Source organism: Streptomyces sp. NRRL S-350, from assembly GCF_000719705.1.
In the GTDB taxonomy this organism is placed as follows: domain Bacteria; phylum Actinomycetota; class Actinomycetes; order Streptomycetales; family Streptomycetaceae; genus Kitasatospora.
Genome location: NZ_JOHO01000004.1, coordinates 93,358 through 108,098 on the forward strand (window position 1 = coordinate 93,358; position 14,741 = coordinate 108,098).

General features: G+C 72.1%; 12 protein-coding genes, 1 tRNA gene and 1 pseudogene. 5 read left to right on the forward strand and 9 right to left on the reverse strand.

The window, feature by feature from the left end:
• The first annotated feature begins 304 nt into the window (after positions 1-304).
• Both IF30_RS0105805 and IF30_RS0105810 read left to right on the forward strand, forming a co-directional pair.
• Positions 305-1,597: a sensor histidine kinase gene (locus IF30_RS0105805; RefSeq protein ID WP_051709306.1), complete on the forward strand. Its 1,293-nt coding sequence runs from the start codon at positions 305-307 to the stop codon at positions 1,595-1,597.
• Complete coding sequence (locus IF30_RS0105810) at positions 1,594-2,256, forward strand: response regulator (RefSeq protein WP_030232876.1); 663 nt, start codon at positions 1,594-1,596, stop codon at positions 2,254-2,256. Before IF30_RS0105805 ends, IF30_RS0105810 begins: the two co-directional genes overlap by 4 nt.
• Before the next feature lie 606 nt (positions 2,257-2,862).
• Here IF30_RS0105810 and IF30_RS0105815 read toward each other — a convergent pair.
• On the reverse strand, positions 2,863-3,456 hold the full coding sequence (locus IF30_RS0105815) for a hypothetical protein (protein WP_030232879.1): 594 nt from the start codon (positions 3,454-3,456) through the stop codon (positions 2,863-2,865).
• Positions 3,457-3,924: 468 nt separating this feature from the next.
• On the opposite strand from IF30_RS0105815, the gene IF30_RS0105820 reads away from it, so the two are divergent.
• Complete coding sequence (locus IF30_RS0105820; RefSeq protein ID WP_030232882.1) at positions 3,925-5,043, forward strand: nucleotide disphospho-sugar-binding domain-containing protein; 1,119 nt, start codon at positions 3,925-3,927, stop codon at positions 5,041-5,043.
• 314 nt (positions 5,044-5,357) lie between these two features.
• Here the strand turns inward: IF30_RS0105820 and IF30_RS0105830 are convergent, their stop codons facing one another.
• From IF30_RS0105830 to IF30_RS0105845, 4 genes are all read right to left on the reverse strand, one after another.
• Complete coding sequence (locus IF30_RS0105830) at positions 5,358-5,915, reverse strand: hypothetical protein (protein WP_030232885.1); 558 nt, start codon at positions 5,913-5,915, stop codon at positions 5,358-5,360.
• Between the two features lie 22 nt (positions 5,916-5,937).
• Complete coding sequence (locus IF30_RS0105835; RefSeq protein ID WP_030232888.1) at positions 5,938-6,195, reverse strand: hypothetical protein; 258 nt, start codon at positions 6,193-6,195, stop codon at positions 5,938-5,940.
• A 236-nt stretch (positions 6,196-6,431) separates the two neighbouring features.
• Positions 6,432-6,803 (reverse strand): DUF6086 family protein, encoded by a 372-nt coding sequence (locus IF30_RS0105840; protein WP_051709307.1) that lies wholly within the window; start codon positions 6,801-6,803, stop codon positions 6,432-6,434.
• 299 nt (positions 6,804-7,102) lie between these two features.
• Positions 7,103-7,176, reverse strand: a tRNA-Gly gene (locus tag IF30_RS0105845).
• Between the two features lie 275 nt (positions 7,177-7,451).
• Here IF30_RS0105845 and IF30_RS41005 point away from each other — a divergent pair.
• Both IF30_RS41005 and dcd read left to right on the forward strand, forming a co-directional pair.
• Positions 7,452-7,673 (forward strand): hypothetical protein, encoded by a 222-nt coding sequence (locus tag IF30_RS41005; RefSeq protein ID WP_030056617.1) that lies wholly within the window; start codon positions 7,452-7,454, stop codon positions 7,671-7,673.
• Positions 7,674-7,765: 92 nt separating this feature from the next.
• Positions 7,766-8,341: a dCTP deaminase gene (gene dcd / locus IF30_RS0105855; protein WP_030232893.1), complete on the forward strand. Its 576-nt coding sequence runs from the start codon at positions 7,766-7,768 to the stop codon at positions 8,339-8,341.
• Positions 8,342-8,420: 79 nt separating this feature from the next.
• Here the strand turns inward: dcd and IF30_RS0105860 are convergent, their stop codons facing one another.
• From IF30_RS0105860 to IF30_RS0105875, 4 genes and pseudogenes are all read right to left on the reverse strand, one after another.
• Entirely contained in the window at positions 8,421-9,311 is an 891-nt protein-coding gene (locus IF30_RS0105860) for a metal-dependent hydrolase (RefSeq protein WP_030232897.1), read from the reverse strand.
• An 86-nt stretch (positions 9,312-9,397) separates the two neighbouring features.
• Positions 9,398-10,207: a Yip1 family protein gene (locus tag IF30_RS0105865; RefSeq protein ID WP_051709308.1), complete on the reverse strand. Its 810-nt coding sequence runs from the start codon at positions 10,205-10,207 to the stop codon at positions 9,398-9,400.
• Positions 10,208-10,701: 494 nt separating this feature from the next.
• Positions 10,702-11,775, reverse strand: a pseudogene (locus IF30_RS0105870) (sugar phosphate nucleotidyltransferase); the annotation flags it as partial.
• A 383-nt stretch (positions 11,776-12,158) separates the two neighbouring features.
• Positions 12,159-14,384 carry a (Fe-S)-binding protein gene (locus tag IF30_RS0105875; RefSeq protein ID WP_030232908.1) on the reverse strand — a complete coding sequence of 742 codons (2,226 nt, stop codon included), beginning with the start codon at positions 14,382-14,384 and terminating at the stop codon, positions 12,159-12,161.
• Positions 14,385-14,741: the final 357 nt, after the last annotated feature.

Sequence of the window (14,741 nt, forward strand, 5' to 3'; positions counted from 1 at the left end):
GCGGCGTGCTTCGATCCTCCGGCCGGGGACGGGGCCGCCACATCGACGGTCCGGGGCGAGCGTCCGGGCATGATGGAGGACGGCGGCGTCAACCGATCGGCTGATGCGGCACCGGGACGGACGGGTCACCATCGAGGGATCGGTGCAGGCCAGCACGGATCACCGCGCATCCGCGCTGATCGGCCCGCATGGGCCTGCATCGGCGCTGACCAGCGCACATCGGCCCGCATCGACGCTGGTCGACGTGCATCGGGCTGCATCGCTGACCGGCCGCCACGCACCGCCGTTCGACCAGGAGCCACCCGTGCAGCAGTCCAGCCCCGCCGCAGGCCGTCCCGGCACCGCCGGCCGGGACGCCGGGAACCCGGACGCGGGCCGGCTCGCGCTCCTGCTGGACTCCGCCTTCGTGGTGCTGCTCGCCGCCGCGCTCAACCGCTACCTCACCCACCACTCCGGCAGTTCGCAGGCCCCCTGGGTGGTCGGCCTGAGCGCCGCCCTCGCCGTCACCCAGCCGGCCGCCTCCTGGCTCGACCACCGTCGCCCGCCCGCATCGGACCGGCGGCGCCGGTGGCCGTCCGCGCTGGTGGTCACGCTCTGGGTGGTCCTGGTGCTGCTCGCGCCGAGCTTCGCCTGGTGCGCCGTCCCGCTGATCTACACGGTGCTGCGGGCGCTGCCCGCGAGGGCGGCGATCCCGCTGGTGGCCGCCCTGACCCTGCTCGTGGTGATCGCGGAGATCCGGCTGCCCGGCGGGGCGGACGCCACGCTCGTGCTGCTGCCGCCCGCGGTGGCCGCGCTCGCCACCGGGGTCTTCCTCTTCATGACCCGGCAGGCCGCCCGGCAGCGCGAGCTGATCACCGACCTGGTCCGCACCCGCCGGGAACTCGCCGCCACCGAACGGCGGGAAGGCACCCTGGCCGAGCGCGAACGGCTGGCGATGGAGATCCACGACACCCTGGCGCAGGGCCTGTCCAGCCAGCAGATGCTGCTGCAGGCCGCCGAACGCACCTGGGACACCGATCCGGCGACCGCCCGCACCCACGTCCGGACCGCCGCCGGGGTGGCCGCCCGGAACCTGGCCGAGGCCCGCCGCTTCGTCCACGACCTCGCGCCCGCCGAACTCGCCGACGGCCGGGCGCTCGACCAGGCGCTGCGGGCGCTGGCCGGTCGGGAGTCCGCCGAGAGCGGGCTGCCGGTCCGCTTCCACCTCGACGGCACGCCCGTACCGCTGCCCGCCGCCGCACAGTCCGCGCTGCTGCGGATCGCGCAGGGCGCGCTGGCCAACGTCCGCGAGCACGCCGGAGCGACGACCGCGGCGATCACGCTGTCCTACCTCGGCGACCAGGCCGTCCTGGACGTCGCCGATGACGGGCAGGGCTTCGACCCGGGCGCCACGGGCACCGGGAACGGCCGTGGCGGTGACGGCGGGGGCGCCGCGGGCCCCGGAAACGGCGGTGGCGGCGGGGTCAGGGGCGACCGCGGGTACGGACTGCCCGCGATGCGCGCCCGGCTGCGGCAGTTGGGTGGCACGCTGACCGTGGAGAGCACCCCCGGCGAGGGCACCGTCGTCTCCGCCGCGATCCCCCTGGAGCACCGATGAACACGACGCCCGCCCGGACGACTTCCGCCCGGACGGCTCCCGTGCGGCTGCTGGTCTGCGACGACCACGCGGTGGTGCGGGCCGGCCTGCTGGCACTGCTCGCCAGCGCGGGCGACATCGAGGTGGTCGGCGAGGCCAGCACCGGCGACGAGGCCGTCGCCCTGGCCGCCCGGCTGGCGCCGCAGGTCGTCCTGATGGACCTCCAACTCGGCGAGGGCATCGACGGCGTGGAGGCCACCCGGCGGATCACCGCCGCCCCCGGCGGACCGCACGTCCTGGTGCTCACCACGTACGACACCGACGCCGACATCACCCGGGCGATCGCCGCGGGCGCCACCGGCTACCTGCTGAAGGCCGAGCGGCCGGAGGAGCTGTTCTCCGCCGTCCACGCGGCCGCGCAGGGCCGGACGGTGCTCTCGCCGCCGGTCGCCTCAAGGGTGATGGCGCAGATGCGGGCGCCCGCGCCGCAGCTCACCGAGCGCGAGCAGGACATCCTCGAACAACTGGCACAGGGGCTGGGCAACCGCGAGATCGCTCGGGCGCTGTTCATCAGCGAGGCGACGGTGAAGACCCATCTCGGGCGGATCTACGACAAGTTGGGCGTGGACACCCGGTCCGGCGCGGTCGCGGTGGCGAAGGAACGCCGACTGGTGCGCTGACTCCGGTCGGCCCCGGCCTGCCGGACGGCCCCCCCGACCACCCGCCTGCCCGCCTGCCCGCCTGCCCGCCTGCCCGCCTGGCCGACTGGCCGCCTGGCCGCCTGGCCGTCCGTCCGTCCGTCCGCCCACTTCAACTGCGCTGGGCGCTCGCACGGTGTCCCTGCGTGCTGCCATGATGTGGGGAATGTCGGATTCCGGGCGGTGTGGGCGCAGCCCGCACCCCTCCCGGAGCGCACCGTCCGGCCGCCGGACACCCCCAAGGACGCACAAGTGCCTGGTCCAGCGCCTGTCCGCGAGGCAGCGGCCCTCACCACATTGTGGATGTTTCGTGGATTTCACTATTGACAAACCAACCACGCGGTTTGTTAGCGTGAGGTCAACGACGCCCCCGGAGGTGGGGGCTCGCCGGGGCCTGTGCGGACCGCTCTCGCCGGAGGGTGTTGCCAGGGGGGAACGGCGGGATTGCCGGGGGGTCGGGGGGAGCGGCAGCGCCGAAGCCGCGTGACGAGGCGGCGTGGAGCGTGTCCGGGGGGACTCGCTCCACGCCGACCCGCCCCTTCGGCACGTCGCACGCCGCCGGTACGCCGCGTTCCGGCACCCCGCTCGCTACAGCAGCGCACTCCAGTACGGACAACACACGTACGGCAGAGGCGCCGAGCCGAACACGTCGCCCCCGGGCAGCACCGGGAGCCGCTCCGACCGGGCCACCCCGGGCGAGCCCGCGGTCAGCCCAGCCTCGCCCAACTCCCCGAAGCAGAGCTCCAGTCGGTAGCCGTCACGGGTGGTCGCACCGACTCCGGGGCGGTCCCGGCCGGCGTTCAGCGAAGTGATCGTCCAACCGCGCCGCCGCCAGTGCCGCTCCACCGCGCCCACCAGCGCGGGCCGCCGGGGCAGCGACACGACGGTCAGGAGATCCCGGCCCCGGGTGACGTACCAGAGCAGTTCCGACTCCCACCCCACCGAGCCGCGCCCCGGCTGCGACAGCCGCGCACCCGCCCGGGGCGCCGCCTCCTGCCAGGCCGGTGCCGGATCCAGGGCGTCCAGGGTGTCCTGGAGCAGCGTCTCGCAGCGCTCGGCGGCCCCGAGTTGGTCGACCGTCTCCCCGGTCGCAGGTCTCGGCCACCGGACGGACGCGACCGGCGCTCCGCCGGGGCGACCACCCGGGCATCCGACGTTCAGTTCGGCACCACCTGACTGCACAGGACCCTCCGCACTCCTCCCGGCGTTCAACCCGGGCAGGGATTCCGTCACTGCTTGGACGGCGGACGGATGCGGGCAGTTCCACCCGGCCACGCCGCGCCTCGACACCACGACCGGTCGCTCCACGACCGGAAACTACACCCGACGCACCGCCCACATGCGGCCAACTCTCGGACCCCCGAAGCCTCCTGCGACACCCCACCCCCGGACCTCCGCCTGCGCCTCGCCCCGCCGCTCCCGCCTTTCGGCCGCGAACCACGGTGATCGACCGCACCGATCGGCGCCGCCTCCCTGAGAAAAACACCCGCCACGCCGCTCATCGCCGCAGCGAAGAGCACACCACCGGCCGGGTGACAAGGCCCAGTTCAAAACGGCCGATTACCGCGCATGGTGATCCCAATCAAATTGACGAAACATCAACTCGCGGGATGAGACTGCCTGGTTGGTTTCATTGACCGGGAGTAGACGATGCGCATACTTTTCACCGGCCCCGCCGCGGCCGGACACCTCTTCCCCATGGTGCCGACGGCACAGGCGCTGCGCGCCGCCGGACACGAGATCCTGTTCGCCTGCGGACAGCCGCTGGACCAGCTCCGCAGCGCAGGCTTCCCCATCGTCGAGATCGGCGACGGTCGGGGCATCCGGGAAATGTTCGAGGAGCGCCTCGGCGGCAAGGTCGAGTACGTCGACCAGAACAGGTCGCAGGAAGAAATCTTCGATACGGCGGCCGCGATCTTCGCGCACGCCTCCCGCCCCGCCGTCGACGACCTGCTGGAGGCCGCCACCGCCTGGGGCGCCGACCTCCTCGTCTACGACTCCTTCCACGCGGCTCCCCCGCTGGTCGCCGCCCGCCTCAAGATCCCGGCGGTGGTCCACAACTTCGGGGTCAGCGCCGGCCTCCCGATGGCCGACCTGCTCGCCTCCCACTTCACCGACGTCTACGAGCAGCACGGCCTGGCCGGCCCGGCCCGCGCCACCGCGCTCAACGTCGGCCCGCTGGGCGGCGACCCGGAGGGCCTGCCGATGCGCTACGTCCCGTACAACGGCGGCGGCGTGGTCCCGAGCGAGTTCCTCCGCCCCGCCGACCGCCCGCGGATCGTCGTCACCCTGGGCACCGTCCTCGCCGAACTCGACGGCGTCCGCGCCGTGGTGCGCCTCGTCGAAGCGGCGGCCGAGGTCGACGCCGAATTCCTGCTCGCCGTCGGCGGCGCCGACCTCGCCCCGCTCGGCACCCTGCCCGCCAACGTCCGCGGCCTGCCCTGGGTGCCGCTCAACGAACTGCTCGGCCGCGCCGACGCGTTGGTCCACCACGGCGGCTCGGGCACCATGCTGACCGCCCTCCAGGCCGGCCTGCCCCAACTGCTCCTCCCCCAGGGCGCGGACCACTTCATCAACGCCGACGCCCTCACCGCCACCGGCGCCGCCCTGCGCTCCGCCTCCGACTCCGTCGACACCCGGCTCCTCGACCGGCTCGTCACCGACCCGGCCCTCCGCACCGCCGCCCACCGCCTCCGCGCCGACAACGCCGCCCTGCCCACCCCCGCCGCACTCGTCCCCACCCTCGAATCCCTCACCACCACCTCCTGACCCCACCGCCCGCTGGGCCGGGGCCACCCGCCCCCGGCCCAGCGCCTCACCGCAGCACCGCACCGCCTGGTTCGGGCTCCCAGCCGATCAAGTCGATCGCCTCGCCGAAGCACTCGGCACCGCCCACTCACGACAGCGATGTGCGGACGCCGCAGCCTCGCCCTTCGCGTACGGAGCCGACCAGGCAGGCCCGAACGCGCCACAGGCCCAGGTCGTCGACCTGGGCCTTTACCGCTGGAGCGAGCGCCTGGCCCCCGCCGACCGCCGATTTCCGCCCGCTCTCCCCCGAGGCGTCGCAGCCGGCGACAGACCGTTCAAGGGGTGGGGGCAGGCGATGCGGACGGCGGCATCAGGCACGGAGTCGTGACGCTCAGGACCATGCGGTCGTTGCCCGCGGTGCTGGCAACGTCGACGACGTACCGGCTGCTGGGGTGGCGTGCGCTGACGGAAGAGTCCGGTTCCGCGCCCTGCGTCTCCTGGTATTCGGTGATCTTGAGGCCTTCACTCGTGAGCCGTTCGCGGACCTTGCGGACGACATCGTTGTGCTGGGCATCGGGGACGTTGCTGTGGACGCCATACGTCAGGACGTAGCGGCCGTCCGGCGCGGTTTCACCGCTCCTGCCGATGCACGAGGTGAAGACGGGGTCGGCGGGTTCGTCGTTGATCCGGATCCCGGCGGTCTGGGCCAGGTGCTCGGTGAGCTGCTTCGCCCAGTCGAGTGCCTCCTGACGGGCCTTGACGGGCAGGGGGTCGTTCTTCCCTGTTCCGGGGCTGGACATGCAGGCTCCGAGAGTCGTGACCATCAGCGCCGTTGCCAGGAGCTGCTTCAGCCGGGCGCCGATGACAGGCAGGTGGGTGGTCGGGTTTCGCATGGGATTCTTTCCGGTCAGCGGTTCAGTGGGGTATCGAGCCCCAGAGCGGGTCCTCCTTCCATGTGGTGTGGGGTGGCTTCCCGGCGATGATCCTGCCCTGGTTCTTCAGGCTGTCCGAGTTCTCGTCCCAGTAGCCGCCGTGTCCGGACGTGTCGATGTTGATGTTGTTCCCACCGAATCCCGCGACGTGCGGGCTGGGACCGAGCGAGAAACCGCCGACCAGACGTGTGGGGTCGTCAGTGGCCTCGCCGATCCAGAGGTGATCGGGGTTGACATTCAACTGTCGGCAGTGAGCACACCCATCCCCGGGCCGCCGAGGGTGATGATGTCGTCTGTGTCCAGACCGTGGCTTCCTCCGGACCTCAAACCAGGCTGCCGAAGCCCAGCCCGACCGATCGCGCTGCGCGTAGCGCCTCCCTCGCGAGGACCGCCCCGCCGCGGCTGACCCTCTCGCCTCCCCGGACGGGACGATGGGCGCTCGCCGAGGCCCGCTCAGGGGCGGCAGATGCCTTGCGCTCAGCGCGGCATCGACCTCGCGTGCTCCTGGCGCAACTGGGCCCAGGCCGCGACCTGGTCTGCTTCACCGGACGGAAGCCGGCCGCCGGCCCGCTCGACCAGAACCGACACCGTGGCGATGAAGCCAACCGTGAGCGATCGGAGCATCGGGTGCGTCGCCTCGTGATACCGCCGCACGAGCCCGGCGACAAAGGCCTCCAGAACGGGGAGGTCGAGTTCGCACTCGTCCTCGATGATCTCGCCGATTCCCGATTCCAGACCGAAGGCAGACGCCACCGCCGCTGCCTCTCCGACGAACAACCGGGCCACCGTGTTCGACGGATCCCACACGATCTCGTCCCCCACCTGGAAAGTGCAACTCACTGCGCCCACCCAACTGTGACGTCCACGCCCGGACTGGCTGTTTTCCCATCCTCGACAGCTTGCTCAACCGCGGCCTTGAACTGGGGTGTTGCTCCCGGCTCCGTGAAGTCCATACCGAGTGGGGCATTCTCACCTCCAGCGCGCCGAGAGTCCGCACCCGCGACGCGCCCTGCCCAGCGGGCAGCGATTGGGAGGCGTACGGCTCCGAAGGCGGCTCGCCGGCCTTCTGGCGGGGGTCCGGCACGGCAGGGGCCGGATTGGCCCCGACAACGCGAAAGCCCCAGGTCGTTGACCTGGGGCTTTACTGCTGGAGCGGGCGACGAGAATCGAACTCGCGCTCTAAGCTTGGGAAGCTCATGTTCTACCATTAAACTACGCCCGCCTGATGAGCCGTCAGAGACCGCTCGATCCAGTGCCACTGTACCCCATGCGCGACTGTGGTTGCACAAGTGGTCGGGGGTGCGGCGGAGCGGGGTGGGGGCGGGTGTGGGGGCGTACTGTTTGGGCCGCGTGCGAGTGCTCCGGTGGGTGGGGCCGGGGCGGCGAGCCATTGTGAGGAATGTCCGGAACATCCCCTAATGTGACGCTGGCCCCGGGGCTCGGCCGCCGGGTGTGCGAGTGCGGGTGAGTACCGGGTTAGGGATGGGAAGGGGATCGATGGAGCAGCGCGCCGTCGTTCGTTGTGCCGAGGGGCACCTGTTCAGCACCACCACGTTCCCGATGCAGAACCTCGGTCCGGGGCGGCTCGGGCCCGGGCGGTTGATCCGCTGTCCGCAGTGTGGACGGCTCCGGAGTTCGGTGCTGGCCGACGTGCGGGAGCTGTCGGAGCCGCAACTGGCGCAGGCGATGCGGCTGGAGGCCGCGGAGTTCCTGGCCTGACGGTCGGCGGGAGGACGCGGGAGGACCAGGAGTATGTGGTGGGGCCCCGGGCGGATTCGTCCGGGGCCCTTTCTTGCACGTAACCTCGAAGCGTGCTGCTCTCTGACAAGGACATCCGGACCGAAATCGACCTGGGCCGGGTCTCGATCGACCCGTTCGACCCGGCGATGATCCAGCCGTCGAGTATCGACGTGCGCCTCGACCGCTTCTTCCGCGTGTTCGAGAACCACAAGTACCCGCACATCGACCCCTCCGAGGAGCAGCCGGACCTGACCCGGCTGGTGGAGCCGGAGGGCGACGAGGCGTTCATCCTGCACCCCGGCGAGTTCGTGCTGGCCTCGACGTACGAGGTCATCACGCTGCCCGAGGACGTGGCGTCCCGGCTGGAGGGCAAGTCGAGCCTGGGCCGGCTGGGCCTGCTCACGCACTCCACGGCCGGCTTCATCGACCCCGGCTTCAGCGGCCACGTGACGCTGGAGCTGTCGAACGTCGCGACGCTGCCGATCAAGCTGTACCCGGGCATGAAGATCGGGCAGCTCTGCCTGTTCCGCCTCTCCTCGCCGTCGGAGCACCCTTACGGCTCGGCGCGCTACGGTTCGCGCTACCAGGGCCAGCGCGGCCCGACGCCGTCCCGCTCGTACCTGAACTTCCACCGCACCGAGGTCTGAGCGCGGAGCGCGGACCCGGAAGAGCGCACGCAGACGGGCGGCCACCCCTCACCGCGAGGGGTGGCCGCCCGCGGCGTTCTCAGGCCCGCTTGGGGGTGGTGACGGCGACCAGTTCGGTGCCGTCCTCGGACAGCCGCAGCTCGGTGCGCAGTTCGGCCAGCTCGCCGAGGTGGTGCAGGTGAGTGCCGCCGCAGAAGATCTGCGCGCCGCCCTCGGGCAGCTCGCAGTGCCACTGGCGGCGGGCGGTGAGTTCGGGGCCGGGCACCTCGATGCGGACCGGGGCGTCGGCGGCGACCCAGGCGGCGAGGCGGGCGTTGACGGCCTCGGTGAGGGCGGGCAGGGCGTCGGCCAGGGCGGGGAGCTCGTCGGTGGCGTCCACCGTGAAGCCCTTCTTCTTCAGGGACTTGCCGAGCCGGTAGGTGTCGGTGCTGGCTTCGGTGTCCATCACCGAGCCGGCCATGGCGAGGCTGTCGAAGTCCGGGTTGCCGAAGGCGTCCGAGCGGCCCGGGTCCTTGCGCCAGCGCGGGGCGAGGGCGGCGTTGAGGGCGAGGGCGAGCAGGTGGCAGCCGCTGTGCGAGGCGCTGAGGGCGCCCCGGCGGTCGGCGTCGACGGCGAGGGCGGTGGTGCGGCCGACGATGTCGCCGGGGTCGGTGTCGAGGACGTGCAGGACGAGCCACGACCACTCCTCGTCGCCGCGCCGCACCGGGATGTCGGCGCCGACCAGCAGCGCGTCGTCCTCCGGGCCGACGGCGCCGGTCAGGCAGTCGGCCACGGCCAGCTCGGTGCCGTCCACGGTGAGGGTGCCGTGGTCGGCCGGCTGGTCGGGCCAGGTGTGGTCGAGCGGGTGGAACGGGGTCGTCTCGGTGACGACGGCGTACCGGCCGTCGGCCAGCGGGTGCACCGCGAGCACCGGGGACTCGCCGGTCACCGCCCCGGCCGGAAAGCTGACGTGGGTGGTGGGGAGGGTCATTCCTGGCTCCGGTGGACGTCGACGACGAGGGTGGGCGGGCCGCCGACGCTCGGCCGCGGCCCGCCCACCATTGTGCCCTTCGCCCGTCAGCCCAGGGTCGGCAGCTTGATCAGTACCAGCAGGGCGAGCAGTTGCAGCGCCGAGGCGGCGGCGGCCTTGCCCCAGGGCAGGTCGTGCAGCCGCCGGACCATGCTGGTCAGCAGGAACGCGCAGAGCATCCAGGTCGCCCAGCCGACGACCTGGACGACGGCGCTGCCGGAGGGCAGCACCAGGGCGAGCAGCAGCCGGGGCGCGTCGGTCAGCCAGCCGATCAGCGCGGCCAGGCCGACGGTGGACTTCCACGGGCCGTCGCCGCCGAGCTGGCGGGCCAGCGCGTACGTGACCCCGCCGAAGATCGCGCCGGTCACGGCGAAGCCGACGGCGGCGGCGGCGATGCCGGTCAGCGCGACGCTGAAGGTCGAGTTGACGATGTCGTCGTGGGTGAGCCCTATGCCGAGCACCGCGAGCGCGCCGTACAGCAGCGAGACGGTGAGGGCGGGCAGCCAGACCTGGTGGTCGCGGGTGCGGTCGAAGATCGCCGTCGGGTTGCGGACGAGGCCGACGAACAGCTCGCGCCAGCGCGGCCGGGGGCCGGCGACGTGCGGGGCGGACTGGCCGCCGGCGCGGTAGACCGCGACGTTGTCCTGGCCGTGCGGGGGCTGCTGGTCGTAGCCACCGTCGTCGTAGTAGCCGTCGGGGCCGGCGTGGCCGTAGGGCGGCTGCTGCCCGTACGGAGCGCCGTGCTCGTACGGAGCACCGCCCGCGTACGGAGCACCGCCCGCGTACGGGTCGCCGACCGGGAAGGCGCGGGTGCTGCCGGGCCGGTCGGCCGCGTACGGGTCGTACCCGTCGCCCACCGTGGCCCCTGGCCCGCCCGCCGGGTACCCGGGGCCGCCCGCCGGATACCCGGGGCCTCCTGCCGGGTGCGGGGCCGTGAAGTACTCCGGCCCGTCCGTCTGCCCGTGCCCCCCGGGCGCTCCCGCCGGCGGCGGAGGAGGGGCCGACCAGCCGCCGTGCGGACGGTCGGCACCCTGACCGCTGTCGTATCGATTACCAGCCACGCTCCGAAGGTACCCGTCCGGCCCAGTCCGCGTCCGGCCCGGACGAAGCCGGGGCCGGTTTGCAGCGAGCCTGAGACGAACGGGGCCGAAAGCAGCCGCAAGCCTCCGGAAAGGCCCTGCCTCCGGACCGGCCCTGGCTCCGGACAGGCCCTGGCTCCGGAAGGCGGGGCCCCGGGAAGGCGGGCCCCGGAGTGCCCGCCGGGAGGAGCGCCCCGCTACCGCTGGGCGCTGACCGACGGGCCGTGCACCGCGGCCGCCGCGCTGGTGCCGGCCGGGCAGCCGCCCGGGCCGGCGGAGGTGCGGACGGCGCCGACCGGCAGCAAGGTGCCGCAGGCGATCCGGACGCCGTTGGGCAGCTCGTTGTCGGACTCGACGATCGCGCCGTCGCCGATCACCGCGCCGTCCAGCGCCGAGCGGTCGCGGATGGTCGCGTAGGCGCCCACGATCGAGTCCTTGACCAGGCTGTCCGGGCCGATCACCGCGCCCGGCAGGATCACGCTGCCCTCGACGATCGCGCCGGCTTCGACCACCGCGTCCTCGGCGACGACGGTGCCGCCGCTGAGCACCGCGCCCGGGTGGACGGTGGCGCCGGGCAGCAGCAGGGCGTCGCCGGTCGGCCCGGGGACGGCCGGGGAGTCGACCTTGCCGAGGACGAGGTCGGCCGAGCCGCGGACGAAGGCGGCCGGGGTGCCGAGGTCCAGCCAGTACGAGGTGTCGACGACGCCGCGCAGCAGGGCGCCGGTGGCCAGCAGCTCGGGGAAGGTCTCGCGCTCGACGGACACCTCCCGGCCGGTGGGGATGCGGTCGATCACGGACCGGGTGAAGACGTAGCAGCCGGCGTTGATCTGGTCGGTGACGATCTGCTCCGGAGTCTCCGGCTTCTCCAGGAACTCCAGCACCCGCCCGTTCGCGTCCGTCGGGACGAGGCCGAAGGCGCGCGGGTCCTCGACCCGGGTGAGGTGGAGGGTGACGTCGGCCCGTGCGGCCACGTGGCCGTCGCGCAGGGCGGCGATGTCGACGCCGGAGAGGATGTCGCCGTTGAAGACCAGGACCGGCTCGTCGGGGCCGCAGGTCAGGCCGGAGGCGGCGTTGCGGATCGCCCCGCCGGTGCCCAGCGGCTCGCGCTCGGTCAGGTAGACCAGCTCGATGCCGTAGGGGGTGCCGTCCTGGAAGTGGTCCTCGAACACCTCGGCCAGGTAGGAGGTGGCCAGCACGACGCGGGTGACGCCGGCGGCGGCCGCCCGGGCCAGCTGGTGGGCGATGAACGGGACGCCTGCCACCGGCAGCATGGGCTTGGGGGTGTGGGTGGTCAGCGGACGCAGTCGCGTGCCCTTACCACCGACCAGCATGATCGCCTCGGTCATGGTCTGCGCTGTTCCCCTTGTGGTCTCTGCGGCCCGGCCCGGCGGGCCGATACCTCCGTCGGTGTTCTGGACCCGGCCGTGCGGCCGACGCGGGTCGGTCCCCGCCCGGTCCTCCGTCCGGAACGGGTCGACCGGCACGGAGCCGGTCCGGCGCCTACTGTATTTCCTTCCGACCGAATGCCCGTCCGGCGCCTGTGCGATCGGCGGCACCGGCCGTCCGCCCGCGGTGCGTCCGCAGGTCGGGGCCCGGCGCCAAAAGCCCGGCCGGGCGGGCGCCTTGGCGGCGTCCACCGGGCCGGGCAGTTGTAGCAGAACTGTCGAACATCGGTGCTGCGCGAACGGCGTCGCCGTCCGGGCTGCGGGGCTGTCCGGGCAGCGGACCGCTACGCGTCCACCGTCTCCGGCTGCTCCTCGGCCTCGGCCGGCGGGGTCGCCTTCACCGAGTCGAGCAGCAGCTGGGCCACGTCGACCACCTTCAGGTGCTCCTTGGCCGCGCCCTCGTTCTTCTTGCCGTTGACCGAGTCGGAGAGCATCACCAGGCAGAACGGGCAGGCGGTGGAGACGATGTCGGGGTCGAGCGACAGCGCCTCGTCCACGCGCTCGGTGTTGATCCGCTTGCCGATGCGCTCCTCCATCCACATCCGGGCGCCGCCGGCGCCGCAGCAGAACCCGCGCTCCTTGTGGCGGTGCATCTCCTGCTGGCGCAGGCCGGGGACCTTGTCCATGATCTCGCGCGGCGGCGTGTAGACCTTGTTGTGGCGGCCCAGGTAGCAGGGGTCGTGGTAGGTGATCAGGCCCTCGACCGGGTTGACCGGCAGCAGCTTGCCCTCGTCGATGAGGTGCTGCAGCAGCTGGGTGTGGTGGATGACCTCGAAGTGGCCGCCCAGCTGCGGGTACTCGTTGGCGAGGGTGTTGAAGCAGTGCGGGCAGGTGGCCACGATCCGCTTGGTCGGGGCGTCCTCCAGCGCGGCGTTCAGGGTCTCGACGTTCTGCGCGCCGAGCATCTGGAAGAGGAACTCGTTGCCCAGGCGGCGCGGGGAGTCACCACTGCAGGTCTCCTCCTTGCCGAGGATCGCGAACTTCACGCCCGCGGTGTGCAGCAGCTCGGCGAAGGCCTTGGTGGTCTTCTTGGCGCGGTCCTCCAGGGCGCCGGCGCAGCCGACCCAGTAGAGGTACTCGACCTCGGCGGGGTCGATGTCCTCGCCGATCACCGGCACCTCGATGCCGGTCTCCTTCTTGAGCTCCTTGACCCAGGCCAGGCGTGCCTTGGTGGCCAGGCCCCACGGGTTGCCCTTGTTCTCCAGGTTCTTGAGCATCGTCCCGGCCTCGGTCGGGAAGTTGCTCTCGATCATCACCTGGTAGCGGCGCATGTCGACGATGTGGTCGATGTGCTCGATGTCCACCGGGCACTGCTCGACGCAGGCGCCGCAGGTGGTGCAGGACCACAGCACGTCCGGGTCGATGACGCCGTTCTCCTCGGCGGTGCCGATGAGCGGGCGCTCGGCCTCGGCCAGGGCGGCCGCCGGGACGTCCTTGAGCTGTTCGGCCGTGGCCTGCTCCTCGCCCTCGGCGGACTTGCCGCCGCCGGCCAGCAGGTACGGCGCCTTGCCGTAGGCGTGCTCGCGCAGGCTCATGATCAGCAGCTTCGGCGAGAGCGGCTTGCCGGTGTTCCAGGCGGGGCACTGCGACTGGCAGCGGCCGCACTCGGTGCAGGTGGAGAAGTCGAGGATGCCCTTCCAGGAGAAGTGCTCGACCTGGGAGACGCCGAAGACGGCGTCCTCGGCCGGGTCCTCGAAGTCGATCGGCCGGCCGCCGCTGGTCATCGGGCGGAGTTCGCCGAGCGCGGTGGAGCCGTCCTCCTCGCGCTTGAAGTAGATGTTGAAGAAGCCGAGGAACCGGTGCCAGGCCACGCCCATCGAGGGGTTGAGGCCGATGGTGGTCGCCCACGCGAACGAGATGCAGATCTTCAGCATCGCGAACAGGTAGATCAGGTTCTCCAGCGTGCCGTGCGACAGCCCGCTGAAGGCGGAGACGAGCGGGTACGAGACCAGGTGCTCCGGGCCGTACGAGTCGACGCCGTTGAGGGCGCCCTCCAGGGCGCGCAGCATCAGGATGCAGAGGCCGATGCCGAGGATCGTGTACTCGACGTAGAAGGCCTGCCAGGCGATCGAGCCGGCGAAGCGGGACTTGCGGCCGGACCTCGACGGCAGGCTCATCAGCCGGATCACCATGAGGACCAGGATGCCCAGCGTGGTGAGGGTGCCGACGAGCTCGACGAAGAGCTGCCAGAGCATCCAGTGGCCGATGATCGGCAGCGCGAAGTCGGCGTCGAAGAGCTGGCCGAAGGCGTTGACGATGGTCAGCACCAGGCTGAAGAAGCCGACCGCGACGAACCAGTGGGCGATGCCGACGATCCCCCAGCGGTTCATCCTGGTGTGGCCGACGAACTCGACGGCGACGGTCTTCACGCGCTGGGCGGGTTGCCCGAAGCGGGTGGAGTCCGGCGCGCCGGTGCGGACCACCTTGTAGATGTACAGCGCCGCACGGGCGGCGAGCGCGGTGCCGATCACGAATGTGACCAGCGAGATGACGATCGCTGCTAGCTGCATCGGCTCTCCGTCTCCTGCGGCTTTGCGGTTGAGCAGTTCTCCGCGGTCCTGCGGTTGGGGTTCCGCGGTGCTTGACGTTCTGCGGTCCTGCGGGGTGTTGCGGTCCTGCGGAGTCCTGCGGTCCTGCGGGTCTTTCGGACCTGCGGGTCCGACGTTGTCGGAATCGATTGTACTGGTCGGTAACTTCCCGGGCCGACGGCCCGGACAATACCGGTCGTCAACACGTCTCCAGAAGGTTCCCAGGCTATGGCGGCAGTCACGTAACTCCACCCTCACCGCCGCTCCGCCCCGCCGCCGGGCTCAGCAAAGTTGAGCGACATGGACTCATGCCTGTTGACGCCGCCCGCCCGGTCATGC

Bases quoted from the DNA above. Each gene is read 5' to 3' on its own strand.
- IF30_RS0105810 (WP_030232876.1), top strand. From the start codon at position 1,594: ATGAACACGACGCCCGCCCGGACGACTTCCGCCCGGACGGCTCCCGTG.
- IF30_RS0105820 (WP_030232882.1), top strand. From the start codon at position 3,925: ATGCGCATACTTTTCACCGGCCCCGCCGCGGCCGGACACCTCTTCCCC.
- IF30_RS0105830 (WP_030232885.1), bottom strand. From the start codon at position 5,915: ATGCGAAACCCGACCACCCACCTGCCTGTCATCGGCGCCCGGCTGAAG.
- IF30_RS41005 (WP_030056617.1), top strand. From the start codon at position 7,452: ATGGAGCAGCGCGCCGTCGTTCGTTGTGCCGAGGGGCACCTGTTCAGC.
- IF30_RS0105860 (WP_030232897.1), bottom strand. From the start codon at position 9,311: ATGACCCTCCCCACCACCCACGTCAGCTTTCCGGCCGGGGCGGTGACC.
- IF30_RS0105875 (WP_030232908.1), bottom strand. From the start codon at position 14,384: ATGCAGCTAGCAGCGATCGTCATCTCGCTGGTCACATTCGTGATCGGC.